22 protein-coding genes are annotated in these 25,908 nt (G+C 65.8%); 13 read left to right on the forward strand and 9 right to left on the reverse strand.

The features are described from left to right. Positions 1-16 precede the first annotated feature (16 nt). A complete protein-coding gene (locus ACYQ01_RS05660) occupies positions 17-1,288 on the forward strand; it encodes a serine hydroxymethyltransferase (RefSeq protein WP_459932852.1) in 1,272 nt (423 codons plus the stop codon). Positions 1,289-1,632: 344 nt separating this feature from the next. Here ACYQ01_RS05660 and folE2 read toward each other — a convergent pair whose 3' ends face one another. The 3 genes from folE2 to ACYQ01_RS05675 form a co-directional block, all read right to left on the reverse strand. Then, positions 1,633-2,406, reverse strand: a complete 774-nt coding sequence (gene folE2, locus ACYQ01_RS05665; protein ID WP_459932853.1) for a GTP cyclohydrolase FolE2 — start codon at positions 2,404-2,406, stop codon at positions 1,633-1,635. A 6-nt stretch (positions 2,407-2,412) separates the two neighbouring features. After that, a complete protein-coding gene (nikR, locus tag ACYQ01_RS05670) occupies positions 2,413-2,832 on the reverse strand; it encodes a nickel-responsive transcriptional regulator NikR (protein ID WP_459932854.1) in 420 nt (139 codons plus the stop codon). A 69-nt stretch (positions 2,833-2,901) separates the two neighbouring features. Further along, positions 2,902-3,615, reverse strand: a complete 714-nt coding sequence (locus ACYQ01_RS05675) for a class I SAM-dependent methyltransferase (protein ID WP_459932855.1) — start codon at positions 3,613-3,615, stop codon at positions 2,902-2,904. 149 nt (positions 3,616-3,764) lie between these two features. Here ACYQ01_RS05675 and gcvH point away from each other — a divergent pair, with 149 nt between their 5' ends. The 5 genes from gcvH to ACYQ01_RS05700 all read left to right on the forward strand — a co-directional run bounded on the left by gcvH (position 3,765) and on the right by ACYQ01_RS05700 (position 8,894). Next, positions 3,765-4,142, forward strand: coding sequence for a glycine cleavage system protein GcvH (gcvH, locus tag ACYQ01_RS05680; RefSeq protein WP_459932856.1), 378 nt, complete (start codon positions 3,765-3,767; stop codon positions 4,140-4,142). Between the two features lie 84 nt (positions 4,143-4,226). Next, positions 4,227-5,558, forward strand: a complete 1,332-nt coding sequence (gcvPA, locus tag ACYQ01_RS05685) for an aminomethyl-transferring glycine dehydrogenase subunit GcvPA (RefSeq protein WP_459932857.1) — start codon at positions 4,227-4,229, stop codon at positions 5,556-5,558. Continuing rightward, the gene (gene gcvPB, locus ACYQ01_RS05690) at positions 5,555-7,000 is read left to right on the forward strand and encodes an aminomethyl-transferring glycine dehydrogenase subunit GcvPB (RefSeq protein ID WP_459932858.1); all 1,446 of its coding nucleotides are present in this window, start codon (positions 5,555-5,557) and stop codon (positions 6,998-7,000) included. The genes gcvPA and gcvPB overlap by 4 nt, the downstream gene beginning before the upstream one ends. An 83-nt stretch (positions 7,001-7,083) precedes the next feature. Next, positions 7,084-7,401: a hypothetical protein gene (locus ACYQ01_RS05695; RefSeq protein ID WP_459932859.1), complete on the forward strand. Its 318-nt coding sequence runs from the start codon at positions 7,084-7,086 to the stop codon at positions 7,399-7,401. Between the two features lie 146 nt (positions 7,402-7,547). Next, on the forward strand, positions 7,548-8,894 hold the full coding sequence (locus tag ACYQ01_RS05700; protein WP_459932860.1) for a dihydrolipoyl dehydrogenase family protein: 1,347 nt from the start codon (positions 7,548-7,550) through the stop codon (positions 8,892-8,894). A gap of 69 nt (positions 8,895-8,963) precedes the next feature. Here ACYQ01_RS05700 and ACYQ01_RS05705 read toward each other — a convergent pair whose 3' ends face one another. The 3 genes from ACYQ01_RS05705 to ACYQ01_RS05715 form a co-directional block, all read right to left on the reverse strand. After that, entirely contained in the window at positions 8,964-9,560 is a 597-nt protein-coding gene (locus tag ACYQ01_RS05705) for a GrpB family protein (protein ID WP_459932861.1), read from the reverse strand. A gap of 62 nt (positions 9,561-9,622) precedes the next feature. Next, entirely contained in the window at positions 9,623-12,583 is a 2,961-nt protein-coding gene (locus tag ACYQ01_RS05710) for a PAS domain S-box protein (RefSeq protein ID WP_459932862.1), read from the reverse strand. Positions 12,584-12,776: 193 nt separating this feature from the next. Then, complete coding sequence (locus ACYQ01_RS05715; protein ID WP_459932863.1) at positions 12,777-13,352, reverse strand: hypothetical protein; 576 nt, start codon at positions 13,350-13,352, stop codon at positions 12,777-12,779. Between the two features lie 59 nt (positions 13,353-13,411). Here ACYQ01_RS05715 and ACYQ01_RS05720 point away from each other — a divergent pair, with 59 nt between their 5' ends. The 7 genes from ACYQ01_RS05720 (at position 13,412) to ACYQ01_RS05750 (ending at position 22,623) form a co-directional block, all read left to right on the forward strand. After that, on the forward strand, positions 13,412-13,972 hold the full coding sequence (locus ACYQ01_RS05720; protein WP_459932864.1) for a nucleoside deaminase: 561 nt from the start codon (positions 13,412-13,414) through the stop codon (positions 13,970-13,972). A gap of 54 nt (positions 13,973-14,026) precedes the next feature. Then, the gene (locus tag ACYQ01_RS05725; RefSeq protein ID WP_459932865.1) at positions 14,027-14,410 is read left to right on the forward strand and encodes a hypothetical protein; all 384 of its coding nucleotides are present in this window, start codon (positions 14,027-14,029) and stop codon (positions 14,408-14,410) included. 151 nt (positions 14,411-14,561) lie between these two features. Then, the gene (locus ACYQ01_RS05730; RefSeq protein WP_459932866.1) at positions 14,562-15,575 is read left to right on the forward strand and encodes a sigma-54 interaction domain-containing protein; all 1,014 of its coding nucleotides are present in this window, start codon (positions 14,562-14,564) and stop codon (positions 15,573-15,575) included. A gap of 59 nt (positions 15,576-15,634) precedes the next feature. Further along, on the forward strand, positions 15,635-19,561 hold the full coding sequence (locus ACYQ01_RS05735) for a tetratricopeptide repeat protein (RefSeq protein ID WP_459932867.1): 3,927 nt from the start codon (positions 15,635-15,637) through the stop codon (positions 19,559-19,561). A gap of 149 nt (positions 19,562-19,710) precedes the next feature. Then, the gene (gene amrB / locus ACYQ01_RS05740; RefSeq protein WP_459932868.1) at positions 19,711-20,520 is read left to right on the forward strand and encodes an AmmeMemoRadiSam system protein B; all 810 of its coding nucleotides are present in this window, start codon (positions 19,711-19,713) and stop codon (positions 20,518-20,520) included. Next, entirely contained in the window at positions 20,520-21,296 is a 777-nt protein-coding gene (locus ACYQ01_RS05745) for a TVP38/TMEM64 family protein (protein ID WP_459932869.1), read from the forward strand. The genes amrB and ACYQ01_RS05745 overlap by 1 nt, the downstream gene beginning before the upstream one ends. Positions 21,297-21,543: 247 nt before the next feature. Continuing rightward, positions 21,544-22,623: a hypothetical protein gene (locus ACYQ01_RS05750; RefSeq protein WP_459932870.1), complete on the forward strand. Its 1,080-nt coding sequence runs from the start codon at positions 21,544-21,546 to the stop codon at positions 22,621-22,623. 205 nt (positions 22,624-22,828) lie between these two features. On the opposite strand, the gene ACYQ01_RS05755 is transcribed toward ACYQ01_RS05750, so the two are convergent. Genes ACYQ01_RS05755 through ACYQ01_RS05765 form a run of 3 tightly spaced genes read right to left on the reverse strand, consistent with a single transcriptional unit; the run spans position 22,829 to position 25,864 of the window. After that, positions 22,829-23,893 (reverse strand): N5-glutamine methyltransferase family protein, encoded by a 1,065-nt coding sequence (locus ACYQ01_RS05755; RefSeq protein ID WP_459932871.1) that lies wholly within the window; start codon positions 23,891-23,893, stop codon positions 22,829-22,831. A 6-nt stretch (positions 23,894-23,899) separates the two neighbouring features. Beyond that, positions 23,900-24,973 carry a peptide chain release factor 1 gene (gene prfA / locus ACYQ01_RS05760; protein ID WP_459932872.1) on the reverse strand — a complete coding sequence of 358 codons (1,074 nt, stop codon included), beginning with the start codon at positions 24,971-24,973 and terminating at the stop codon, positions 23,900-23,902. A 6-nt stretch (positions 24,974-24,979) separates the two neighbouring features. Beyond that, positions 24,980-25,864 carry a DUF1385 domain-containing protein gene (locus ACYQ01_RS05765; RefSeq protein WP_459933894.1) on the reverse strand — a complete coding sequence of 295 codons (885 nt, stop codon included), beginning with the start codon at positions 25,862-25,864 and terminating at the stop codon, positions 24,980-24,982. Positions 25,865-25,908: the final 44 nt, after the last annotated feature.

Raw genomic sequence — 25,908 nt, forward strand, 5'->3', positions numbered from 1 at the left:
AAGAAGGAGAACGCCCATGCGATCCCCACGCGAACAGCTTCTTGCCTGCGATCCCGAACTCTTTGCCGCCCTGGTGGGTGAGGAAAACCGCCAGCGCCTGGGGGTGGAACTCATCCCCAGCGAGAACTACACCTATCCCGAGGTGCTGGCCCTCCTGGGCAGCGTGTTCACCAACAAATACAGCGAAGGCTACCCGGGCCGGCGCTACTACGGCGGACAGACCTACACCGACCAGGTGGAATCCCTGGCCCGCGAACGCGCCCGCCGCCTGTTCGGGGCCGAACACGCCAACGTGCAGCCGCTTTCCGGCTCCCCCATGAACCAGGCCGTGTACCTGGGCCTTCTGGAGCCCGGCGACACCATCCTGGCCATGGACCTCTCCCACGGCGGTCACCTGACCCACGGCGCGCCCGTCTCCCACATGGGCCGTCTCTTTCGTTTCCTGCGCTACAAGACCGATCCCAGCGACGGAAGCATCGACTTCGACCGCGTGCGCGCCCTGGCCCGCGAACACAAGCCCAAACTCGTGCTGTGCGGCTACACCTCCTACCCCCGGGACCTGGACTACGCCGCCTTCAAGTCCGTGGCCGACGAGGTGGGCGCCTTCACCATGTGCGACGCCTCCCACTACGCCGGGCTGGTGGCCGGCAAGGTGCTGCGCAACCCCCTGGCCGAAGGCTTCGACGTGATGACCACCACCTCGCACAAATCGCTTCGCGGACCGCGCGGCGGCATGATCCTGTGCCGCGGGGAACTGGCCTCCCGGATCGACAAATCGGTGTTTCCCGGGCTCCAGGGCGGACCGCACATGAACGTGATCGCGGCCATGGCCCTCACCCTGGGCAAGGCCCTGGAACCCGCCTTCCACGACTACGCCCGCCGGGTGCTGACCTGCTCCCAAACCTTGGCCCGGGCCTTTCTCGATCGGGGAGCCGCGCTCGTCACCGGCGGCACGGACAACCACATGCTCGTGCTCGACACCCAGTCCACCTACGGCCTGGACGGCAAAAGGGCCGAAGAACTCCTGGACGAGATCGGCGTGACCACCAACAAACAAATCATCCCCGACGACCCCAACCCGCCCCTGCGCCCCAGCGGCATCCGCCTGGGTACCCCGGCCGCCGTCACCCGGGGCATGGCCGAACCCGAAATGGAACGCCTGGCCGCCTGGATGCACAACGTCCTCGCCCACCCGGACGACGCCGGCCTGCGCAAGACCGTACGCGCCGAAGTGGAACGGATGTGCGCGGGCTTCCCCGTGCCCGGGCTGGAGGAAGAGAAGAAGTAAGAGAAGAGAGAGAGTGAGGGAAAAGATTGGGGGAAGGGAACTTTTGTGAACAAAAGTTCCCTTCCCCCAAACCCCTATCCTTCAAAAAACTTCAATTTGGGTTCGGGAAAAGGTGCGAAAGTGCGACGGGATGGCGGAAACGCCACTCTTCGAGAGGGTGTGGTGCGACAGGCGGGGGTACAGGCTCGTCAAGGGCACGTCCGAAAGCCTCCCCGCATGCCGTGTCACCCCAAAATAAAGTTTTTGGGGGAAGGAGAGGGGCCCCGGGGGGAGGAAACCCCTTTTGTGAACAAAAGGGGTTTCCTCCCCCCCGGTTCTTCCTTCTTTCCTCTCCACCCCCGCCCTCACGCCAATTGGCGCTCAAGACGGGCGAAGGCCTGGTGATTATGGATGGACTCCTGGCTTTCGGCTTCCACGCTGTACCAGGTGACTTTGGGGCACGTTTCCAGGGCCTGGGCGGCCATGCGCACCACGTCTTCGACGAAGCGCGGGTTGGCGAAGGCCTCTTCGGTGACGTGTTTTTCGTCTTCACGTTTGAGCAGGGCGTAGACCGGGCTCGATCCTGCCGATTCGGCCATGGCCACCAGTTCCTCCAGCCACATGAAGCCTTTGAAGCGGCAGCGCACCTTGACCACGGCCCGTTGGCTGTGCGCGCCCTGGTCGCTGATGGCCAGGGAGCAGGGGCACACGGTCATGATCGGCACATCCGCGCCCAGGGTCATGCGAAAGCGTTCGCCCAGGAGTTCTCCCTCCACCTGGCAGGCGTAATCCATGACGGAAAACGCCCCGCTTTTGGGCGAGACGCGGCGCACGAAATAGGGAAAACGCACGAGAATGTGAGCGTTCTTGGCTTCGAGCCGGTCGCGCACGCCGGCCACCAGGTCACGAAATCCGTGGTAGTCCAGCTGTCCGTTCCAGCTTTCCAGGGCTTCCACAAAACGGCTCATGTGGGTGCCCTTGAAGCGGGCGGGCAGGTCCACGGCCAAGTCCACGCGGGCCACGGTGTGTTGCTGGCCGGTGGTGCGGTCCTTGACCACCAGGGGCAGACAAAGCCCCCGCACGCCCACCCGGTCGATGGCGATGGACACCTCGGCGGGGGAGGATTGCACGTCTTGCATGGGCGTCTACACCAGGTCCTGTCCCGTCGTTGTGAGCGTCAGCTTGCCGTGTTTGACGCCCTTGGTGGAAATGAGACGTTGCGAGAGCGCGCGCAGGCGGTCTCCGGGTCCCTTGAGGATGAGCACTTCCAGGCAGTTGTGATGGTCGAGGTGGACATGCACCGTGGTGAGGATGACATCGTGGTCGTCGTGCTGGATTTCGATCAGGCGTTGCGCCAGGTCCGAGACGTGGTGGTCGTAGACCAGGGTGAGCACGCCCGCGATTTCGCGGTCCGTGTCCTCCCACTCCTTTTGCACGAGAACACCCCGGATGAGGTCTCGGATGGCTTCCGAGCGATTGGAGTAGCTTTTTTCCTCACAGAGCCTGTCGAATTTTTCCAAAAGTTCGGAGTTGAGCGACACCCCGAACCGGATGGTCTTGCCCATGGAAGTTCCTTTGTCGCAAACCGGGTTTCGCCGGACGAAAGCCTCGCCCGCCGCCGCAGGAGGCTATCATCAGCCGTTTGGTCGGGCAATACCCGCTCCGTGGGCCAGTTGCCAGAGATTTACCGTGACGTGATACCCTTCCACCGGCACGAGCTCGCAGGTGATCAAGTCCACCTGGAAGCCGTCGGCCCGCAAACGCTCCCACACGGGCGTGGAGACGCTGCGTTTGGGTTCGGCCAGCCAGATGCGTCCGCCCGGAGCCAAGGCGTCGCGAAAAAGCGTCACCAGGGGATGGTAGAACCGAGTCTCGTACACGATGTCGCCGCCCCACATGAAGTCGAACGCGGCGGGCTTGAAGGCCGGGGCGCGCCAATCCATCTGGGTCCACAGGGGCTGGGGGACGTTGTTGAGCCGGGCGTTTTCCCGGGAGTAGAAGACGGCCGGCCACTGGTGGTCCATGCCCACCACGCGCGCGCCCAGGAAACTGCCCACAATGCCGGTGAGGCCCAGACCGCACCCCAGGTCCAGGCAGGTCTTGCCGGCCACAAGCGCCCGGTTTTGGTCCAGCCAACGCATGAGCAGAAGGCTCGCCGGCCACAGCTCGGCCCAGTAGGGCATGCGTTCGTCTTCGCCGAATTCTTCCCGGGTGAGCGATTCCCAGAGGGTTTCCATGTCCGCCGTGCGACTCAGGGTCCAGGTGCGGCCGAGTCCCTCCACGCGAAGCGTCTGGCGAGGACCTTTGGTGTAGTCGGGCAGGGTGGGTTCGGTCGGTTGCATGGTCATGGCGCGCCTCCAGGAGGCGCACGCCTACACCCTGGCCCGGCTGGAAGCAAGCCCGCCGGCAAGGAAGCCCTTGCCGGGCGGAATGCGACAAGGTAAAGTGGCTCGGTTTTCCTAACTGTGCAATTTCGCCTGAAAAGGAGCCAATACGCATGATTCCGAACGAACTGCTGTACACCCCGTCCCACGAATGGACCAAGATAGAAGGCGATACGGCCACCATCGGCATCACCCACTTCGCCCAGGAGCAACTGGGCGACATCACCTATGTGGACCTGCCCGCCCAGGGGACCGCGCTGACCCAGGGACAGGAGATGGGCTCCATCGAATCGGTCAAGGCCGCCAGCGAGCTGTACAGCCCGGTCACCGGCGAGGTGGTGGAGGTCAACGCCGAACTGGAGAGCGCTCCCGAACTGGTCAACAAGGAGCCCTACGCCGCCGGATGGATGATCAAGGTGCGCCTGACCGCCCAGCCCGAAGGCCTGCTGGACGCCACAGCCTACGCGGAAATCGCCGCCGCCGGACACTAGCGGCGTCTTTTCCGACACTTCGCTCACGTTTTTCCCAAGCGTAAGACAACGGCGGCGCGCGCCGCGCCGGGCCAAGGAGGCTTCATGCCCTACGTTCCCCATACCCCGGAAGAAGTCCGGGCCATGCTCGACGTCATCGGCGTCTCCTCGGTGGGGGACCTGTTCGCCGAGATACCGCCCGAGCTTCGCCCCAAGAGTTTCCATCTGCCCCAGGGGCTTTCCGAAATGCATACCCGCATGCGCCTGGAAGAGCTTGCGGGCAAGAACCGCACCGATTTCGTAAGTTTTCTCGGGGCCGGCTACTACGATCACTACGTGCCCTCGGCCGTGGACGCCCTGATCTCGCGCGGGGAGTTCTACACCGCCTATACGCCCTACCAGCCGGAGGCTTCCCAGGGCACCTTGCAGGCCATCTTCGAATACCAGACCGCCATGACCCGGCTCACGGGCCTGGCCTGCTCCAACGCCTCGGTCTACGACGGCGGGACGGCCATTTACGAGGCCGTCATGATGGCCGTCCGCCATACCAAACGGCACAAGGTGGTGATTCCCGAGACGCTCAGTCCCATCTATCGCATCCTGCTCGGCACCTACACCAAGAATCTGAACCTCACCCTGGTCACGGTCCCGCGCGACGGGGAACGCACCGACTTCAACGCCATGGCCCAGGCCGTGGACGACCAGACCGCGTGCGTGGTGGTGCAAAACCCCAATTTCTTCGGCGCGGTGCTCGACGCCGGCGCGTTCTTCGCCCAGACCAAGGCCAAGGGCGCGGTCTGCATCATGAGCGTCTACCCGGTGTTGCAAAGCGTGCTCAAGACCCCGGCGGACATGGGCGCGGACATCGCCGTGGCCGAGGGGCAGAGCCTGGGCTTGCCGCTTTCGTTCGGCGGCCCGTACCTGGGGATCATGACCTGCTCCAAGGCCCTGGTGCGCCAGATGCCCGGACGCATCGTGGGTCGCACCGTGGACCACGCGGACCGCGAAGGCTACGTGCTCACCCTCCAGGCCCGCGAACAGCATATCCGCCGTCAAAAAGCCACGTCCAACATCTGTTCCAACCAGGCCCTGTGCGCGTTGCGCGCGCTCGTCCACCTCTGCCTTCTGGGTGAGGAGGGGCTGCGCCGCACGGCCCGGCTCTCCATGGAGAACGCCCGCGCCGCCGCCGCAAAACTGGCGGCCATCTCCGGCGTCGAGGTGATGAACAAGACCCCCTTCGGCAACGAGTTCGTGATCACCCTGCCGGACGACGCCCGCGAAGTGTGCCTGCGGCTCATCGACCGGGGCGTGGTGGCCGGCTTCCCCCTGGGGCGCTACTATCCGGGCATGGACAACGCCCTGCTGGTCTGCTGCACGGAAAAGCACTCCAAGGCCCAAATCGACATTCTGGCCGCCCAATTGGAGGACGTGTTATGAGCACCGTGTTCGCCCAATCCGTATCCGGACGCGAAGGCGTGTGGCCCACGCCGCCCCGGCGCGAGCTGGAGGCCCTTCTGCCCGGCGAGCTTCTGCGCGAAACCCCGGCCGGCCTGCCCGAGCTCTCCGAACTCGACGTGGTGCGCCACTTCACGGCGCTCAGCCAAAAGAACTACGGGGTGGACTCCAACTTCTACCCCCTGGGGTCGTGCACCATGAAGTACAACCCCAAGTTCTGCGAAGACGTGGCCGCCCTGCCGGGATTTTCCCGGCTCCATCCCCTGCTGCCCCAGTTGCCGCGCGGCGACGAGCTTACCCAGGGGGCGCTGGCGGTCATGTACGAGACCGAACGCTGGCTGTGCGAGATCACGGGCATGGCCGAGTTCACCTTGCACCCCATGGCCGGAGCCCACGGCGAATTGACCGGCGTGCTCACCATCGCGGCCTACCACGCCGACAAGGGCAACCGGAAAACCAGGGTGCTCTGCCCGGATTCGGCCCACGGCACCAACCCGGCCTCGGCGGCCATCGCCGGGTACGAGGTGGTGTCCGTGCCCTCCAAGGACGGCATCGTCGACCCCGACGCCCTGGCCGAGGTCCTCGATGACCAGGTGGCCGCCGTGATGATGACCTGCCCCAACACGCTGGGGCTTTTCGAACGCAACCTGCCGCGCATCGTGGAGATGCTGCGCAAGGTGGACGCCCTGCTCTACTACGACGGCGCGAACTTGAACGCCGTCATGGGCAAGATGCGGGTGGGCGACGCGGGGTTTGACGTGGTGCACGTCAACCTGCACAAGACCTTCGCCACGCCCCACGGCGGCGGAGGCCCCGGAGCGGGCCCGGTGGGCGTGAGCGAGCGGCTGACGCCGTATCTGCCCATTTCGCGCGTGGTCAAGGACAACTCGTGCCGCTACCATCTGTGCTACGACTATCCCAAATCCATCGGCTACGTGGCTCCGTTCTACGGCAACTTCGGCGTGGTGCTCAAAGCCTACGCCTACATGGTGCGCCTGGGACGCGAAGGCCTCATTCGGGTGAGCGAAAACGCGGTGCTGGCCGCCAACTACCTGCGCAAGCGCTTGGACGACGTGCTGGAAATGCCCTATGACCGCGTGTGCATGCACGAGTTCGTGGCCTCGGCCGAAAAGCAGTCGCACAACGGCGTGCGCGCGCTGGACATCGCCAAGGCGCTGCTGGACCGGGGCTACCACGCGCCCACCATCTACTTCCCGCTCATCGTCAAGGAATGCTTGATGATCGAGCCCACGGAAACCGAATCGAAAGCCACGCTCGACGCCTTTGTCGCCGACCTGCGCGACATTTTGTCCCAGGCCGAAACCGATCCGGAAGCGGTGCGGGCCGCGCCCGTCACCCTGCCGGTGGGGCGTCTGGACGAAACCCGGGCCGCCAGAACCATGGTGATCACCGACGATATGTAAGCGCCAAGCGCCCGCGTCGCCCCCGGACGCGGGCGCTTTTTTTCCCGGACGCCCAAGCGGCGCAAGGTTTCAGGAGTGAAACAGTGAAGGACTTTCAGGCCAGAGTGTACACGGAAGACGCCGAACCGGTGGTGGAGGTCTTTGACGCGAAAGGCATGGCCAAAGGCCCAGGAGTGTACCTGAGCCTGGTCAGCGTGCTGGACTGCCCCGGCATGCTCGGCCAGGAGATACTCGTTTCCGTGGGCGTGAGCTTTGACGAGCAGGCCATGCCGGATACGGCGGCGAACTATATTCACACGAGCCTTATCGGCGACAGCAACGCCATTCTTATGGTATACGACGAAACCGCCTCCACGGCGCGGGAGATCGAGGAGATGCTGCGCCGGGAAAACGACCTGTAGCGCCGGCCGTTCGAAAACCGGGACCTGGCCTTCAGGACGATCCGTTTCCCCGGTTTTTCCATCGGTTCGACAAATATGCCCTTGTCGACCCCAACACCCGGGAAGCCGGTCCGACCGGCGAACGCAACCAAACATACGGACAGCGCATGACAACCGACCTGCTCATCATCGGCGGAGGCCCGGCCGGCTACGAGGCGGCCCTGGAGGCGGCCCGGCGCGGCGTGAAAACCGCGCTCATGGAAAAGGAACACCTGGGCGGAACCTGTTTGAACTGGGGCTGCATTCCCACGAAGTTCTTTCTGGGCGCGGTGGCGGCCACGGCCGAGCTGGAAGGCCAGAAAAAGATGAAGATCGCCTCGGGGCAGGTGTTGGTGGACCTGCCGGCCCTGGTGGACCGCAAGGCCCGCCATCTGGAGGCCACCCGAAAGGTCCTGGCCCAGGAGTTGGAAAAGGCCGGAGTGGAGTTGGTGCGCGGCGAACTCAAGATGATGGGCGCCTCCCAGGTGGTGTATACCCAAAACGACGAGCCCAAGACCCTGAAATTCGACAAGTGCATGCTGGCCACGGGCAGCCGTCCCGCAGCCTATCCCGGACTCAAGGCCGACCACTCGGTTTTTCTCAACTCGGGCGACATCCTGAGTCTCAAGACGGCGCCGGAAAGCCTGGCCGTGGTGGGATGCGGGGCCATCGGACTGGAAATGGCCCAATTTTTTTCCAGACTGGGGTCCAAGATCACCCTGCTCGAAGCCAAGGAGCGCATCGCTCCCACTGAGGACGAAGAGGTCTCCAAGGTTCTGGCCCAAGTCGCCAAGCGCCAGGGATGGGCCATCCACACCGGCGTGAAGATCGCGGGTCTGTCCAGTGACGACGGCCGCGCCCACCTGCACATGGAGGACGGCTCCGAAGTGGTGGCGGAAAAGGCCCTCCTGGCCATGGGCCGCCATTCCAACGCCTTGAACCTCATGCTGGAAATCCTGGGGGCCGAGCACTACGGGCCGGGCTGGGTGTGCACCGACAAGCACCTGATGGCCACCCCCACCATTTACGCCATCGGCGACGTCAACGGCCGCACCCTGCTGGCCCACGCGGCCGAGGACCAGGCCCGCTACGCCGTGCGCCATTTTCTGGGCGACGAACGCCGGGGCTACAAGCCGGGCCCCATTGCGGCCTGCATGTACGGCTCGCCCGAGACCATGCGGGTGGGACTGTTGGAAGCCGACGCCAAGGCCCAGGATAGGGACGTGACCGTGACCCGCGCCCAACTGGTGGCCAATCCCATCGCCCAGGCCCACGCGGCCACCGCCGGGCTGGTCAAGTGCGTATGGCGCGAGGGCAAGCTGGTCGGAGTCACCGCGGTGGGGCACGGCGTGGCCCAACTGGCCGCCTTGGCCACGGTCATGGTGAGCCAACGGTGGACCGCGAAAGAAGCTGCGGAGCTGATCTTTCCCCACCCCACCCTGGAAGAGTCGTTCAAGGCCGCGCTTCTCGCCTGAAGCGCGTCGAAACATCCGCGCGGGCCGGTTCGGGTTCGCGCGGATTTCCTGGCGCGCGACCGAAGGCGCCTAGTTTCCCTCCCCCCCGACCCCTGCGCCCGAAGCATCGAGCACACCGCGAACGAAAGCGGTCTTGCCGTGGGTGTAGGACTCGCGGTCGTGAGGGAAATCGCGGGCCAGGGCGCGCTTGAGCTGTTCATAGGCCTGGGCCGTGGCCGGGTTCGCGCGCAGGATGTCCCGAAAGACCAGCCCTTCCCACAGCCGGCTCTGCCCGGGCACCATGTGGATATGGCACACCCGGACTCCGGCCGCGTCCCGCCCGATGAACCAGGCATAAAAGGGCGGCTTGTCGTCGCCGAGTTCGCTGCGCCAGAATCCGTCGCACCCCCTGGCCGTAAGGATGGGCTCGGCCACTCTCCAGGCCTCTTCGGCGGAAGCGACTTCCACGAGCATGTCGATAACCGGTTTGGCCGCCAGTCCCGGCACGGAGGTGCTGCCGTAATGCTCCACGCGCAGGACCAAGCCGGGAGGCAGCCAGCGCAGGAGCCGGCTCTTGCATTCCTGAAAGCGCGCCGGCCAGACGGGATCGTATGCCGTCAGAAAGACGGGGTCCTTGAGCACGCGGGCCACGCGCTCTTCAAGCGACTCTTTGTTTCGACGTTCCATGGGCCACGTTTCGCACCGATCTTCCCATCCGGCAAGTCCGCTCCGGCCCCGCGCGAGCGCGCTCAGCCCTTGCTGACGGCCAAACGCTTCCTGGCCCGGTCCAGCGCGGACTTGATGTCTTCGAGCATGGCGGGCTTGGCGATATAGTCGTCGAACCCGCTGCGCAAAAAGATTTCACGATCGCCGCGCATGGCGTAGGCGGTCATGGCGATGATGTGCATAGCGGCGTTGTCCGCATAACGGGGATCGTTGCGCAAGGCCTTGACCACGTCCAACCCGCCCACTTCCGGCATTTGGATATCCAAAAACAGGCACTCGTACGTCTCGGAGCCCAGGGCGGCCAGGGCTTGGGCGCCGTCCTCAACGCCCTGCACCGTGTTCCCCATGCGTTCGAGAAGACGAGTCAGGGCCAAATTGTTGATGGGATCGTCCTCGGCCACGAGAATGTGCAGCCCCTGGGAGGCGGGATGGCCGTTGCCCTGGCCGTTGCCGTTGCCCGACGCGGCTCGGTCCGCCCGGGACAGACGCTTGAGCGGCAGGCACAGGACGAATCGCGATCCCACGCCTTCCTCGCTGTCAACGGAAATGGACCCCTCCATCAAGACGACGATCCGCTTCACGATGGCCAATCCCAGCCCCGCGCCCTGGTAATCGCGGCTGTAGGAGGCGCTGGCCTGGGTGAAGCGGTCGAAGATCCTGCTCAACATGGACTCGGAGATGCCCACGCCCGAGTCTTCCACCATGAAGTAGAGCCGGATCATGTCGTCCGACGGGCCGGGACCGGTCCATATGTCCAGGCTCACGAAACCCTGCGGGGTGAACTTCACCGCGTTGCCCACCAGATTGAAAAGCACCTGGCGAATGCGGGCGTCGTCTCCCAGGATGTCCGTGGGCACGCCCGGGGCCAGACGCATGGTGAAAGTCAGGCCCTTTTGGCGGCAGGTGAGGCGGAAAAGACTTTCCACCGACTCCATGACCGCCGCCAGATCGAGACGCTGCGACCGCAGGTTGCCCGGCCCCGCCTCCATGGACGAAAAACTCAGGATGTCGCTCAGGAGCCCCAGAAGCCGCTGGCCCGAACTGTAGGCCATCTCTTCGTATTCGCGGCGTTCCTCTTCGTCGTCGGCCTCCCGGAGCAGTTGCAGCATGCCCAGTATGCCGTTGAGCGGGGTTCTGATCTCGTGGCTCATGTTGGCCAGAAATTCGCTCTTGGCCTGGTCGGAGGACTCGGCCGCCTCCTTGGCGGTCACCAGGTCCCGCTCGACCCGCTTGCGTTCGGTGACGTCCACCGCCATGCTGATGATGACCCGCTTGCCCTCGATCTGCCCCAGCGGAGCCGAGCTGAAATCCCAGATGCGCTTGGCGCCGTCCTTGCAAGTGATCGTGAACTCGCCCTCGTCGCGGCGGCCGTCACAGGAAAAGAGACGCTTGACCCCCTTGAAAATGCTCGCCTTGCGTTCCCCGTAAGCGAGTTCCATCCACCGCGAAACCGTGGTCAGTTGCTCCCGGTCGTAGCCCGTCAGGTCGCACCAGGCGTCGTTGACGGTGAGCACGTTGCCGTCCTCGTCGATGATGGCCTCGGGAAAGGGGGCGTGCTCCACGGCGCGACGGAAGCGTTCCTGGCTTTGACGCAAGGATTCTTCGGAACGCTTGCGCACCGTGACGTCGCTGGCCAGCACCAGCACCTGGTCGACCGTTCCGTCCGGCCCGGCCAGGGGGACGAAAGCCGCGTCCCACCAAGTTTGCCGGCCGCCAAGCGGAATGAACAGCTCCCGGGCGTAGCGGGTCTGCCCCATACGGCGAACCTCTTGCAAAGTGCCGTTGACGGCATCCCTGGCCTCCGGGAAATGTCCGCCCAGGGGGACGCCGAGGAGAGACCGGCCCGGCTTTCCCACGAGCTTTGTCAGGGCGGGGTTGGCCAGCACGTAGTGGTTGTCCGGCCCTTCCACCACGGCCACCACCATGGGGCTGTTGTCGATCAGGCGTTCGAGAAAAGCCTGCTGCCTGGCCAACTCCTCCAGGTGCCTTTCCCGCTCGGTCCGGGCGCGTTCCCGGTCCGAGATGTCGTGCACGATGGAAAACAGGGCGTCGATCCCCTTGTGCCTGAGCGGACAGACATGGCTTTCCACATCGCGCATTTCGCCGTTGGCCAGGCGGTGCTTGAACTGGAAGACCTTTTCTTCGAGCCGGAAAGCCCGGTTCAGGGCCGCGCGCAAAGGGACCGGTTCGAGCATGTTGATCTGCCCGATGCTCATCTTCAAAAGCTCTTCGCGCGAATACCCGTAGAAATCCACCGCCGCCGAATTGACGTCGAGAATAGCACCGTCGCTTACGGCGATGATGAGCTTCATGGCGTTGTCCGTCTCGAATACGGCCCGGTATCCCAATTCGCTCTGCTTGAGGCACTGTTCGGCCCTGTGACGCGAAAGCGCCAGGGCCACGTTGTCGGCCACGCACTCGAAAAAGGCGATCGACTCCGCATCGAAACGGTCCGGACGCTTGTCGTTGAACTGCAGCAGGCCGAAGGTCTCGCCCCTGAGCCGCAACGCCACCAGGGCCACGGATTCATACCCCGCCCCGTTGCACCGGTTGCGTGTTTCCGCCTGGAGTTCCCCGGCCATCGCGTCCGCCAACAGGGCCGTGGTGCCGTTGCTCCAGAAGCTGCCCCGCGCGGTGAAAAACGGCAGGGACGGATCGAAACGCCCCTGGAGAACGTTCCCGCACATGCACTCGAGAACGGGACGACCGAGTTCGTCTCTCTTCAGGGTTCCGTCGCTTGCGCGGACGCACAACGAATTTTCCAGGCGCACAAACCGCTCGGGAAAGCCGCTGGTTTCGTAATAGGGAAAGTCGGGTCCGTCCTTGAGCCGTATCCCCACCGCCTCGCACCCGGACCACTCGCGCAGCAGGCCCGTGACCCCGCGCAAAAGTTCCTCGCTCTCGGAATTGGCGTCCAGGGTCCGCAACAATTCCGACAGGCGAAGACAGATATCGATGCTGTTTCCGGGTTTCTCCTCACGCATGTTCGCTTACCCTTATATTTTCCCTGCAAACCCTGTTTGTCCCGACCGGACATCCTTGCGACCAGGAGGAGCGTCCGCGCCCCATGGACGCAAACCACTTGCCATTCCTAGCTTTGATTGCTCCGTAGCACATCTCGCGGACAAGGGGGAGAAAAAACATGAATACCGATGAAAGGGGAACCACGCTTTCTCGTCAAGGGAAGGGCTGGGACTTGAATCGCACCCCGCTGACCAACCGATCCAACGCGCGCCGGTTTTCCAGATACCGCCTGCGGGCCTCGGCCTCCGTGTCGCCCAGGGTGTAGGCCATGACCTGCACCAGCCGGCCCTTGGCCGGGGCGAACAGGTGGTTGACCAACTGCACCCGTATCCCGTCCGGAGTCTGGATGCGGCGTTCGTAGACCGTGTCGAAGGCATAAAGGTTGCCGGCCCGGCCCCGCTGGCAGACGGGATTGACGCCCTTGAGCTGCGACGTGATGTAGGATTTGAGATTCTCGCAGGATACGAAGGCGTTTCGGGTGAGAAGCATGTCCGCCCGCGGGGGACTGATGCAGATCTGAAAACGGCAGTCGCGGTCCTTGACGGCCTCCACGGCGAACAGGCACTCTCGGGACGTGGTTTCGGCCACCTTCCAGCCCGGCGGCGCCACAAAAGACACGCCGGCGGCCTTGTTGTCGTACAGGCCCTCGACCTGCGCTTTCAGCGGTTGGACGCAAAAGAAAAAAACGGCCAGCAACAGAAACGGCGCCAGGAACAAACGCGAAAGCATGGGGCGTTCTATCCGACCCGGCCGGTCCAGGCAACCGCCCCGCGCCCAAGGAGCACACCGTGGACATCCGCATCGACCTGCCCGAATGGCTGACCGGCTTCGCCCCGGCCGGCCCCCGGCCCCGCACCGACGAAGCCCGCATGGCCCTGGCCGTGGAACTGGCCCGGCTGAGCGTGCGCCGGGGAGGCGGACCGTTCGCGGCCCTGGTCTTCGGCCGCGCCGACGGAGAACTTTTGGGGCGCGGGGCCAATCTGGTCCTGACCTCGGGATTGAGCGTGGCTCACGCCGAGATCGTGGCCCTGAGCGCGGCCCAGAAACGCATCGGCAGCCACACCCTGGCCGCCTGGCCAGGTGGTTGCGAGCTTGTCAGCACGAGTGAACCCTGCGCCATGTGCCTGGGCGCGATCCTGTGGTCCGGGGTGAGCCGGGTGGTGTACGGCGCGCCCGGCGCAGCGGCCAGGCGGGCGGGATTCGACGAGGGGCCGGTGTTCGACGCCTCGTGGGACTACCTGGCCAAGGCCGGGGTGCAAACGCGCGGCGCGGTGCTGGCGGACGAAGCCTCCCGCGTGTTCGAGGACTACCGGGCGGCGGGCGGCGTGGTGTACAACCCCGGTCGTTGACAGCGGCCGGGAAAAGCCTAGTCTTCCATAAAGCCCGGTGGGAAAGGACGCGGCATGTCCGAAATACCCGACATCAACCTGCAAGCCATGAGCGTGATGGCCTACGCCGTGAACAACGACGCGGCCAACATCGCCAATCTGAACACGCCCGGCTATCAGCGGCGCGAAACCGTGATCACGTCCGGTCCCGGCCGGGTGGACGCCGTCACCGAGACCACCGTGCCCTGGGGCCAAGGCGGACCGCCCGTGCCTTCGGAAATCGCCAACGACGACGAAACCCAACGGCAGGCCCGGGACGCGGCCCTCCAGACGGTGAACGCCGATTTCACCCGCGACATGGTGAACCTCATGATTCACGAGCGCGGCTTCCAGGTGAACGCCGCCGTGGTGCGCGGCGTCGAGGAAACCACCGGCACCCTGCTCGACGCCTTCGCCTGATCCCGCCCCGCGCGTCCGGTTCTTCATCAGCTTCCCATGCAATAATCCGGCCTTTCCAAGGGAAAATTTTCCTTCGGCCTTGACTTCGCGTCATTTCCTTGACAGCCTCGCGCACAGTCCTCGCACGGCGCGAATCCCAGCGGGAGGCCTCATGGAATTGCAGATATCGAACATCGTGGGCAAGAGCCCCGCCCTGACCGAAGTGTTCACGGTGCTGGCCAAGGTCGCTCCCACGGACTCCACCGTGTTGGTCACGGGCGAGTCCGGCACCGGCAAGGAGCTTTTGGTGCGCGCCTTGCACGCCAACAGCCGCCGGGCGGGAAAACCCTTCGTCCCGGTCAACTGCGGAGCCATCCCGAGGGAACTGCTCGAATCCGAGCTGTTCGGCCACGAAAAAGGCGCGTTCACCCACGCCATACGCAATAGGGCCGGGCGCTTCGAACTGGCCGACGGGGGCACCATCTTTCTCGACGAAATCGGCGAGATGGACCTGTCGCTCCAGGTTAAAATCCTGCGCGTCCTCCAGGAAAAAGAGTTCGAGCGCGTGGGCGGAGGCAAGACCTTCAAGGTCGACGTGCGCATCGTGGCCGCCACCAACCGGGACCTGGACTCCGAAGTGGCCGCCGGGCGCTTTCGCGAAGATCTCTTCTACCGCCTGAACGTCATTCCCCTGCATCTGCCTCCGCTGCGCGATCGCGGCGAGGATATCCTGCTCCTGGCCAAGGTCTTTCTCGAACGCTTCTGCAAGCTCAAGGAACGCAAGACGCTCTGCCTCTCGCCCGAGGCCAGGGACATGTTCCTGCGCTACAGTTGGCCCGGCAACGTGCGCGAGCTGGAAAACTTCATGGAGCGCGTCTCCATCCTCTGCGACCAGGACACCGTTCGCCCCGAAGACCTGCCCAAGAAAATCTGGGACGACGTGGGCCGGGCCGCTCCCGCCCCCACGCCCTGCGTCGCCGCCGCGGGATTCGTCTGGCCCCGCGTGGCGGACCTCAAGGACAAAGGAATGGGGCTCAAGGAGTTCCTTGACGAAATCGAGGAGCGCCTGCTCGCCGAAGCCCTGAGCCAGGCCGAAGGGGTGAAGAACCAGGCCGCCGAAATCCTGGGCATCAAGCGCACCACGCTCATCGAAAAGCTCAAAAAGAAAAACATGCTCGGCGGCTGATTCAGCCGCAGGGTTCAAGCACGCTCCTTGCATTGCAAGGCGGCGTGAAGGCGCGCCCCATGGCCAAGACCGCTTGGCTCCTCTGCCTGTGCATGCTGCTGCTTCCCGGCCTGTCGGTCCGGGCGCAGACGTATGCCCTCACGGCCGAGCCCTCGGCGGACGTGCTCACCCTGACCTTTCCCGGCAAAGCGCCCTCCCCGGCCACCCTGCGCACCGGCCCCCGCCAGGTGGAAATGCTCTTTCCCGCCGGGACCAAACTGGCTCCCGTGCCGGCCAATCCGGGGCGGGGACGGCATGTGCTGGGTCTGGGCGTGGCCGACAACGTTCTGGCGGTCCAGGTCGCCCAGGAGGCCTTCGGCTTCATCGCCAGCCCCCAGGGGGACAACGCCTTGCGGCTCCAGGTTTTTTACGATCCCGCGGGGGCGCGCTGGTCCCCCGAGGGACCGACCGCGCCCCCGGCCAAGGCCGGCCAGGCCCGGACGCCCAGGCGGCCGGAGACGAACCAGGCCCCCCCCGACCAGGCCCGGACACCCGGCGCGAATGCGGCCAAGCCCACGGACCAGTCCGCAAGCGCGCAACCCGGCCCCCAGGAGCTGGCAGGAGCCAAGGCGGGACCGGCCGCGGCGGGCCAGACGCCCCAAACCCCCGGGAACCAGACGCCGACCGGACAGCCCGGTGCGCGCGTGGTGCGTCAACGGGTCGACTTTTCCGCCGCGCCCGCGCAAACGGGGCCAGCGTCGGCCGAGTCGGCGACCTCCACGCCCCCCGGTCCCACCGCGCCCTCCCCCGCGCAGGACCAGACGGCCGAGACGGTCTCCGGTCCGGCCCAGAAGCTGCTGGCCCAAGGGGCCGCCAATACGCCCCGGGGGGCAACTCAAGCCACGGGCGGACCGGGCCCGCTGGCCCAACGCCTGCGTCAGGCTCAGCCGCAAGTTCCGCAACGGTCGAACGATCAGGCCGCGCCCCCGACCGGCGCCCGGCCCCAGGCCGCGCCCGCGAACCAAGCCCCGGACGGGACCGCAGCCGCGACGCCATCCCGCCCCCAGGCGTCCCCATCGGCGCAGGCGCAAAAACAAGCCGCCTCCCCAACTCCGCCCCAGGCCCAGGCTCAGCCCACGGCTCAGCCCCAGGCCCCGGGACCCGACACGACCAGGCCCCAGGCCGGGCCGGTGGTTTCGGGCAAGATCGCGCTCACCCCTCCTCCGGGAGCGGGGCAGCCGCCCACGGGACCGACCCAGACGCCCCAGGCCGGACAGACCACGGCCGAGCGGGCTCCTTCTCCCCCGTCCGCGTCCGGCCAGGCCCCGGCCGCCCAGACGCCCCGGGCCGGACAAGGCGCCCCCGCCGCCGCCGGCGTCCCCCAGACCGCGCCCGCCGAAACGCCCCGGGCTCCGGCCGCCGGCCAAGTCCAACCCCCTGCCGATTCCGGGCGGCCGGCCGTTCAATCCGCGCCGGACCAGGGCGGGCGCCCCCAGGCCAAGCCCCCGGCCGCGCCCGTGATCAAAGGGAAGGTCGCCAGCGGGGAACCTCCCCAGGGAACGCCCGGCCCGGCGGGTCCCGCGGGACAAGCCCAGCCGCAGGCAACACCGGCGCCCCAGGGACAGGGAACATCGTCTCCCGCGCCGGAACAACCCGGCGTAAAGCAGGGGCAACCGAAGCAGGACGCGGCCAAACCCGCCAAGCCGCGCGACTCCGGTGTGCACGGGGCCGTCAAACTGACGACGGATGCGCCGCCTCCCGCCACAAAGCCGGAGGCGCAGCAGGCCCAGGGCAAGCAGCCCGGCGATGGCGGCGCGTCGAACCAGCCCCAGCCAGGTCCGGCAGCCGACAACGCCGGAGGCGCGCCCCTCTCCGACTCGGGCCAGACGCCGGCGCCGCAAGCCGCTTCGCCCGAAGCCGGCTCGTCCATCGACCTGGGCGCGCCAGCCAAAAAGCCCACCCAACCCCGGCCCGAGGCTTTCACCCTGCCCGGTCCCGGGCAGGAGCCGGCCGCTTCGGACACCCTGGACGACCGGGCCTTTCTCATCGAGGGCGAACAATCCTTGGCGCGCGGCGACTTCGACAAGGCCGAAGGAATTTTCCGCACCATCCTGGCCAACCAGGCCGTGAGTCCCTTCCTGCACGAAAGCGCCCTCTACGACCTGGCGGATATGCTTTTCACCAAGCACCGCGAACACATCACGGACTTCTACGAACTCATTGACAACGCCTACCAGGAGGCCCTCAACTACAACACGACCTCGCGCAACATTCCCCGGGCGCTCATAAACCTGGGCTATCTCAACCTGCGCATGGGCAACCTGCCCGAAGCCAAGGCCTATTTCAGCCTGCTCAAGAACAAATACCCCCTGGACGAAAACGTCCCGCTCATCGACGTCTATTGGGGACAATACTATCTGGGCCAGTCCAAGTTGGGCGATCAGCGCGAAAACCTCACCAAGGCCGCCCAGTCCTTCCGAAGCGTGTTGCAAAACGCGCCGGAGAGCAAATACGCCAAGGACTCGGCCCTGGGCCTGGCGACCACCCTGCTCGACCTCAAGCAGTACCAGGAGGCGTCCAAGGTGCTCGACTACGTGGACAAGCGCTGGCCGCACTACTACGTGGAAAACCCCTCCCTGCGCCGGGTGACCGCGGATGTGGCCTACAAGCTGGGCGACTACGAAAAGGCCAAGGACCAGTATCTCTGGTTCATGAACCTGGTGCCCGGCGACGAGACCATGGACATCGTGCTGGCCCGCCTGGGCGACGTCTACGCCCGGCTGGACAAGCGCGCCGTGGCCCGCCAATTCTACGAGATGGCCATCAAGCGCTATCCCGGTTCCGAAGGCGCGCTCATGTCGCTCATGCGCCTGGCCGAACAGGGCGTGCACGACTCTCCGACCACGCAGGAGATGTTCAAGACCTTCGCCTCCCCCCAGGACGTGCGCCCCGACCAGATTTACGAAATGCTGGTGCGCGACTACCCCAAGAGCTCCATCGCGCCGCTGGCGCTGCTCAAGCTGGCCATGTGGCGGCTCTACAAGCAGGAATATCCTGAAACCCTGGACAGGGTGCAGCAATTCACCACCCAATACCCGGGTGACGAGCTGGAAAAGCAGGCCGTGGAAGTGGGCGGACAGGCCTTTCTCAAGATGCTGCCCACCCTCATGGACGACAGCAACTACAAGCACGTGGTCGATCTCTGGGACAAGTATCCGTTTCTGGCCAGGAACCCGAACCTGCTGCCCAGCCGGGACAAGCTGGCCCTGGCCCTGTCCCGGTACTACACGGGACATCCCCGCGAAGCCCTGGACCGCGCCTTGCCCTTTCTCGACCAGGGACCCAGCGAAGACGCCCAGAAGGCCCTGGCCCTGGTGCTCACCATCTACCGGGAGAACCAGGACTGGAAGGCCATTCTCGACACCCTGCGCAAGGTATCCGGCTGGAAGCTGGCCGAGAACCCGCGCCGGGTCTTGCAATTCGCCCAGGCCATGGCCCTGGAGAACACCGGCGATTTCGCCAAAAGCCGTCTGCTCTGGGGACGCCTGGCCATGGACCCGCAGCTCGATCCGGCCAAGCGGGCCTACGCCATGTACTATCAGGCCCGCACCGCCATGGACCGGGGAGACAACGAAAAGGCCGCCGAATGGGGCCAGGAGGCCCGCACCCTCTTCGAAGAGGCCGCCAAGGACCCTGGCAAGGCCAAAGACGCCCTGCTGCTGGTCATCGAGGCCATGCAGGCCGGAGCCCGCTTTCAGGAGGCTCTCCAGCTGTGCCAGGAATACGCCAAGACCGTGCCCAAGGACAGCCCCGAAGGGGCCGCCAACAGCTTCCGCATGGCCAAGCTCTACGGAGCCTTGGGCGACCAGGAAAATTGGCGCAAGACCCTGGAAAACATGCGCGATTCGCTGGGCGATTCCCTCTACGCCAAGATGGCCGCCTCGGAATTGACCACCAACAGGCTTGAGCAACGCGCCGGACAACTCAATCCCCCGCCGTCGAAATAGCCTCCTCCGCGCGCTCCGGCCCCCGGCGAACCGGGAAAGGTCGGCCTTGAGCCTTGCCCCCCGACCGCCTGACGCGTATTGTCCCGAGGCGTCGGACAGGTTCTTTCCGCGCTTGTCGGACCCAATTCCGCTCTTCCCGCGAGGTGAGTATGGACAGACAACCCGTCGTGGCCGGGCAGTTCTATCCTTCGGACCGCCAAACCCTGGAAAGCGACGTGCGCGCCGCCATCGGCGTGGGCGTTTCCCCGGACGTAGAACCCACGCTTCTGGCCATGGCCCCCCACGCCGGCTACGTGTACTCCGGCCGGGTGGCCGGTCACACCCTGGGCCAGGCCCGGCTCCCCCGCCGGATCGTGCTGCTGGGCCCCAACCACACCGGCCTGGGCGCCCCGCTGTCCCTGTGGCCTTCGGGGCGATGGATCACTCCCCTCGGCCCGGTTCCGGTGGACGAGGCCCTGGTCGCCGCCCTGCTGGACGCCGATCCGGACTTCAGCGCCGACTACGAGGCCCACGCCCGCGAGCACTCCCTCGAAGTGATGCTGCCGTTTCTCCAGACGCTAGCGCCCGGGTTTCTCCTGACCGCGCTGACGGTGGCGGAGCCGTCCTTCCAACGCCTGGAAACCGCCGGACTGGCCCTGGCCAAGACGCTCGCCGGCTTGGCCGAACCGGCCTGCATGGTGGTGAGTTCCGACATGAGCCACTACGTGACCCACAAGGCGGCCAAACGCCTGGACTCCCTGGCCCTGGAAGCCATCCTGGCCCTGGACCCGGAACAACTCTACAACACGGTGCGCGGCAACGGCATCACCATGTGCGGCGTGTTGCCCATGACCCTGGCCCTGATAGCGGCCCGCCAGCTCGGGGCCAAGCGGGCCAGGCTGGCGGCCTACGCCACCTCGGGCCAAGTCACCGGCGATTTCGACCGCGTGGTGGGCTACGCCGGCGTGCTGATCAACTGATGGACGCCCCCCGAGAGGAAAGCGAAGACTCCAATACGCCACCGAAGCGCCCCCTGGCGGCCCGCCACGGGGCGTTTTTCAAGCCGCACCCCGCCAACCGCTGGCTGCGGCTGGGGCTTGCGCTCCTGGTCGCGGCGGCGCTCGCGTCCCTGCTGGCCTTCCACGCCAGGGCCGACGTGGTGTTCGTCTGGGCCAAGACCCTGGCCGTCTCATGCCAGGGACTCGTGCTGGACCACCGGACCGCGGCCTGGCTGTGCTACCTGGCCCTGGGCGTCGTGCTCATCAACTTCCCCATTCCGGCGGCGGCCCTGCTCAAGCTGCTGGCCGGGTTCCTTTTCGGCGTCGCCGAAGCCTGGGCCCTCAACCTGCTGATCTCGGTACTGGGTTGCTCCCTGGGATTTTCCGTCACCCGGCACCTGTTCTACCGGGCCTTCTACGCCCGCTACAGCCACGCCCTGGCCAAGGCCAATCTGGAAATCGCCCACAACGGCTTTTGGTACGTCCTGGCCTGCCGCCTGTTCGTGGTCATGCCGTTTTTCCTTTCCAACATCGTGGCCGGACTTTCCAGCATGCGCCTGCGCACCTTCGCCACGGCCACAGCCCTGGGCGTAATTCCCAGCTCCCTGCTCTACGCCCTGGCCGGAAGCGAACTGGAACGCCTGACCAACACCGCCGGCATTCTCACGCCTCGCACCGTGGCCATCCTGGCCGCCCTGGCCCTGGCCGCCCTGCTTCCGCCGCTGTTGAAACACCGGCTGGCCCGTAAAAGGACCTGACGCCCCCAGACCATGTTTCGCTTCATGCATTTATCTTGCGTAAACCGCGTATCCATGCCATCCCATCGGAACACGGTACAAGAGAGGTCCCATGCGAGCGACACATGGATACGCCGGCGGAACGTTTTTTCCCGCGTGCAATACGTATACAATCCCAGGACACGGAACCCGGGCGCGACCGGTATTCGCGGCGCTTCTCGCGGCCCTGCTGGTTGGCCTTGTCGGATGCGCCGGGTCCGGCTCCAGAGTGTCCCAGACAAAACGCGCCATGGACCCCGCCGCGTTTCCCCAGTCCGTAACCGGACCGGGCTTCGCCGTGAGCGCCCTGGCCTACGAACCCGGGGGCGACGGGTTCGACTACCGGAACGCGAGGTTTACGCCGGTGCTCCTCGCGCTCAAAAGTTCAGACCGGGATCAACCCCAGGTCATCGTGGAAGACGTCCGGGGCGTGACCCAGGGAGGCGAGTACCTGCCCTACACCCCGTCCGAGGCCGCCAGTCTGGCCGCACGGGACTTGTCCATCGCCCAAGGGACGAAGACCGCCTGCCTGGACGGATTCGTGGGCGCGATCATCGGCGGCGGACTGGGGGCGCTGGCCGGGTTTGCCCTGGGCAAGGACCCGGACTCGCTCTGGATAGGCGCGGCCGCGGGCGCCGCGGCGGGAGGCGCATACGGCGCCGTCTTCAGCCGGCCGCCGTCCCGGCCCGAACTGGCCAGGGCGATTGCCGACGATCTGGACGCCCAGGCCTGGCGGGAAGACCCCCTTGCTCCGGGAAGCATACGCTTGGGCTATCTCTATCTGCCCGCGAAACCGAAGCCGACCGCGCTTCGCTTGCTGATACGGGGAACGCGAGAGGGCGACATCCGGGTCAGCTTGCCCATTGTCTCGTCAAAGGACCTCGCGCAATCCGACGGCGCGGCCGCCGATCAAAAAGCTCCCCTCGCCCCCCGAATCGATCCGGCTCCCGCCCGGACGCCCGCACCGGAGGCGCACTCCGCCCCGCCGGCGGACGCGACGGCCAAGACCGCGGCCCGCGGAGAGCGCTCGCCGCAAGCCGAACCCGCCGAGGCCGTCGTCCCGAACGAGGCGGAGGACGCCCCGGGCGACGACCCGGGCATGACCGTCGCCGACACGGACCGGGACGCAGACCGGGGCATGACCGAAGAAAACGACGCCCCGGTCCCCGGCCCCGCCAAGGCTCCACAACGCGTGTCGCAGGATCGCGGACGCACGAAGCCGGATGCGACGGGACAAACGACGCCGCGTCGTCGCGCGCCCAACCGACCGGCTCCGGTCCGGCCTGCGCCCGAAGGGATCACGATCTAGGGACGGGAAACGCCGCCGCGCGGCCGCCGTGCATCCCGGGCACAACCGGGGGACAAAAAAGCCCCCGTGGATCGCCGAAAGCGTCTTTTGACGCGGCGCAACCGACACGCCTTCCCAGGCGCTCCCGCACGGGACTGCGCCGCGGGCGTCGTGGGCACGCCCGCTCACCGTGTCGAGCGGCTCCGCCACAGTGGCGAGCGGCTCGTTACTCGGGCTTGCGGGCGGCGACCAGGCGCTCTCGACCGCCCAGGTCCTTGTGGACGGTAACGTGACAAAATCCAAACTCCGGGGATTCGAAGAGGGCCTTGACCGCTTCGGCCTGGGTCCAGCCGATCTCGGCCAGCAGGGTCCCGCCGGGGCGGAGCGCGCGCAAGGCGGTCCGGCCCACCACGGGATAGGCCTCCAGGCCGGAGGGACCAGGCACCAGGGCGGACTTGGGTTCGAAATCAGCCACTTCGGGAGAGAGTTCGACGTATTCGGCTTGGCTCACATAGGGGGGATTGGCCAGAATAAGGTCGTAGCCCGGTGCGTCCACGGGCCAGACGGCTAGCATGTCGGGGGCTTCGGGGTCGACAGGCGCGGACGCAGCCGTGGGCGAGTCGGAAGAGGAGACAGGGGACGAGTCCAGGTTCGGGGCCTTGTCGGCGTCGCTTCCGGCCCCCTGGACTTTGCCGGGGACGCCGCCCTCGGGACCGGTTGCGTCACCCCCGACCGCAAGGTCCGACAGGGACGGCAGGTCGGCGAAGTCGGCGCGCACAAATCGCATGCGCTCCCACACGCCGTGGGCCCTGGCGTTGCGTTGGGTCACGTCCAGGGCGGCGGGGCTCGCATCCAGGGCCAGCACCAGGGCCTTGGGGAAACGCACGGCCAGGGTCACGCCCAGGCAGCCCGACCCCGACCCCAGGTCGGCGGCCGCCAGGGGAGCCGCCTTGTCGAAGCGGGCCAGGGCCTCGTCGAGAAAGAGTTCCGAGTCGGGGCGGGGGATGAGCACGTCCGACGTGACGAGAAAATCCAGACCGTAGAATTCGCGCTTGCCCAGAATATAGGCCATGGGCTCGCCCTTGGCCCGACGGGCCACCAGGGGGCGCAACAAGGCCAACTCCGGTTCGGCCAGGGGCCGGTCCAGATCGAGAATGAGGTTCAACCGGGTGAGATTCAGCCCGTGGGCCACCAGCAATTGCGCGGAAAGGCGCGGAGAATCCACACCTTTTTGCGCGAAATGCTGCTCCGACCGGGCCAGAATTTCCCGGACGGTGAGCCCCCGGGCCACGTGCGCCTACACCTCGTCGGCCTGGTGCTTCAGGGCCTCGGTCTGGTAGTGGTGGATGAGCGCGTCGATCAGGGCGTCGATGTCACCGTCCAGAATATGCTCCAGGCTGTGCACCGTGTAGTTGATGCGGTGGTCGGTCAGGCGGCTCTGGGGGAAATTGTAGGTGCGGATGCGCTCCGACCGGTCGCCCGAGCCCACCTGCTGGCGGCGAGTGGCCTCAAGCTCCAGGCGCTGCTTTTCCTGCTCCTGCTGCAACAGTCTGGAGCGCAACACCTTGAGGGCCTTGGCCTTGTTCTTGTGCTGGCTCTTTTCGTCCTGGCAGATGACAATGAGCCCGGTGGGAATGTGGGTGACGCGCACGGCCGAGTCCGTGGTGTTGACCGACTGCCCGCCCGGACCGCCGGAACGGTACACGTCGATGCGCAGGTCATTGGGGTCGATGTGCAGGTCCACCTCTTCGGCCTCGGGCATGATGGCCACGGTGGCGGCCGAGGTGTGGATGCGCCCCTGGGATTCCGTGGCCGGGACGCGCTGCACCCGGTGCGTGCCGGACTCGTACTTGAGTCGGCTGTAGACCTTGTCCCCCGCGATGGAGGCGATAATTTCCTTGTATCCGCCGGAATCGGACGGCGACTCGCTCAGGATCTCCACCTTCCAGCGCATGCGTTCGGCGTAGCGCATGTACATGCGGAACAGGTCCGCCGCGAACAGCGCCGCTTCCTCGCCGCCGGTGCCGGCCCGGATTTCCAGGACGGTGTTCTTTTCGTCCATGGGGTCCCTGGGCAAAAGCAGGATCTTGAGCTCTTCTTCCAGTCGGGGCAGGGCCTCGCGCAGATTTTTGATCTCAGCCTCGGCCAGCTCGCGCAGTTCGGGGTCGGACTCGGAAAGCAGCAGGGTGTTTTCCTCCAGGTCTTCCTGAAGCTTCTTGAAGCGACGGTAGACCGAGACGATTTCCCCCAGGTCGGCGTGGGTCTTGGTGAGCTTGCGGTAGCGCTCCTGGTCGGAAAAGGCGTCCGGGGCCGAGAGCTCCTGTTCAAGGCTCAAATATTTGGCTTCAATGCTTTCGAGCTTGGCGAACATGAACCCCTACCCTTTATCCTGGTTTTCCACGGCTTTCTTGAGCGCCTCAATGGCCACTTCTATTTGCGCGTCGTCGGGCTCGTGGGTGGTGAGCATCTGCATGGCCATACCCGGGCAGCTCATGGCCTTGCACAACACGTTGCCTTCGTGCTTGCCCAGGAATTTGATCAACTCGTAGGACACGGCGCTCACGGGAATCATCAGCAAAAACTTCACCGAGATGATGTAGATCTGCTTCAGCCACGCATGCTCGGGCGCCCAGAACGTGAGCAGCCAGGGCACCAGGAACGCGTACAAGACGATGGAGACCGCCAGCACGAACAGCAAAAACGTGGTGCCGCAACGCGGATGCAGCCGGGAATAGCCGCGCACCCCGGTGGGCGTCAGGTCCGAGCCCTTCTCGAAGGCCCAAATGGTCTTGTGCTCGGCCCCGTGGTACTGAAAAACCCGCCTGATGTCCGGCACGAACGAAATGACCACGATATAGCCCACGAACAGGGCCAGCTTGAACACGCCGTCCCACACGTGAAAGCTCAGGGTCTCCACCCCGCCCGACACGCCCAGCCACTTCATGCCCAGCGAAAACAGATGCGGAGCCACCACGAAGAGCGCCAGGGCGAATCCGAGCGAAGCGGCCACGGTGAGCCCCATGGCCAGGGGAGTGATTTCCCCTTCGTCTTCGTCCAAGGCCTCTCGGGCCGAGAAGTTGAGCGCCGAGACCCCGTTGACCAGGGTTTCGATAAGCACTGGAAATCCCCGGACAAACGGCAGCTTCAGCAACGGCTTGTCGGTCAGGCTGAACCAGGGCCTGGTGTCGACGAAAATGGACCCGTCGGGCTTGCGCACGGCGATGGCCAAGCGGCTCTTGCAGCGCATCATGACCCCTTCCATGACCGCCTGGCCCCCGACCTGCTGGGCGGGGGCGAAGAGTCCGG

The sequence above is a fragment of the Fundidesulfovibrio butyratiphilus genome (genome assembly GCF_054657235.1).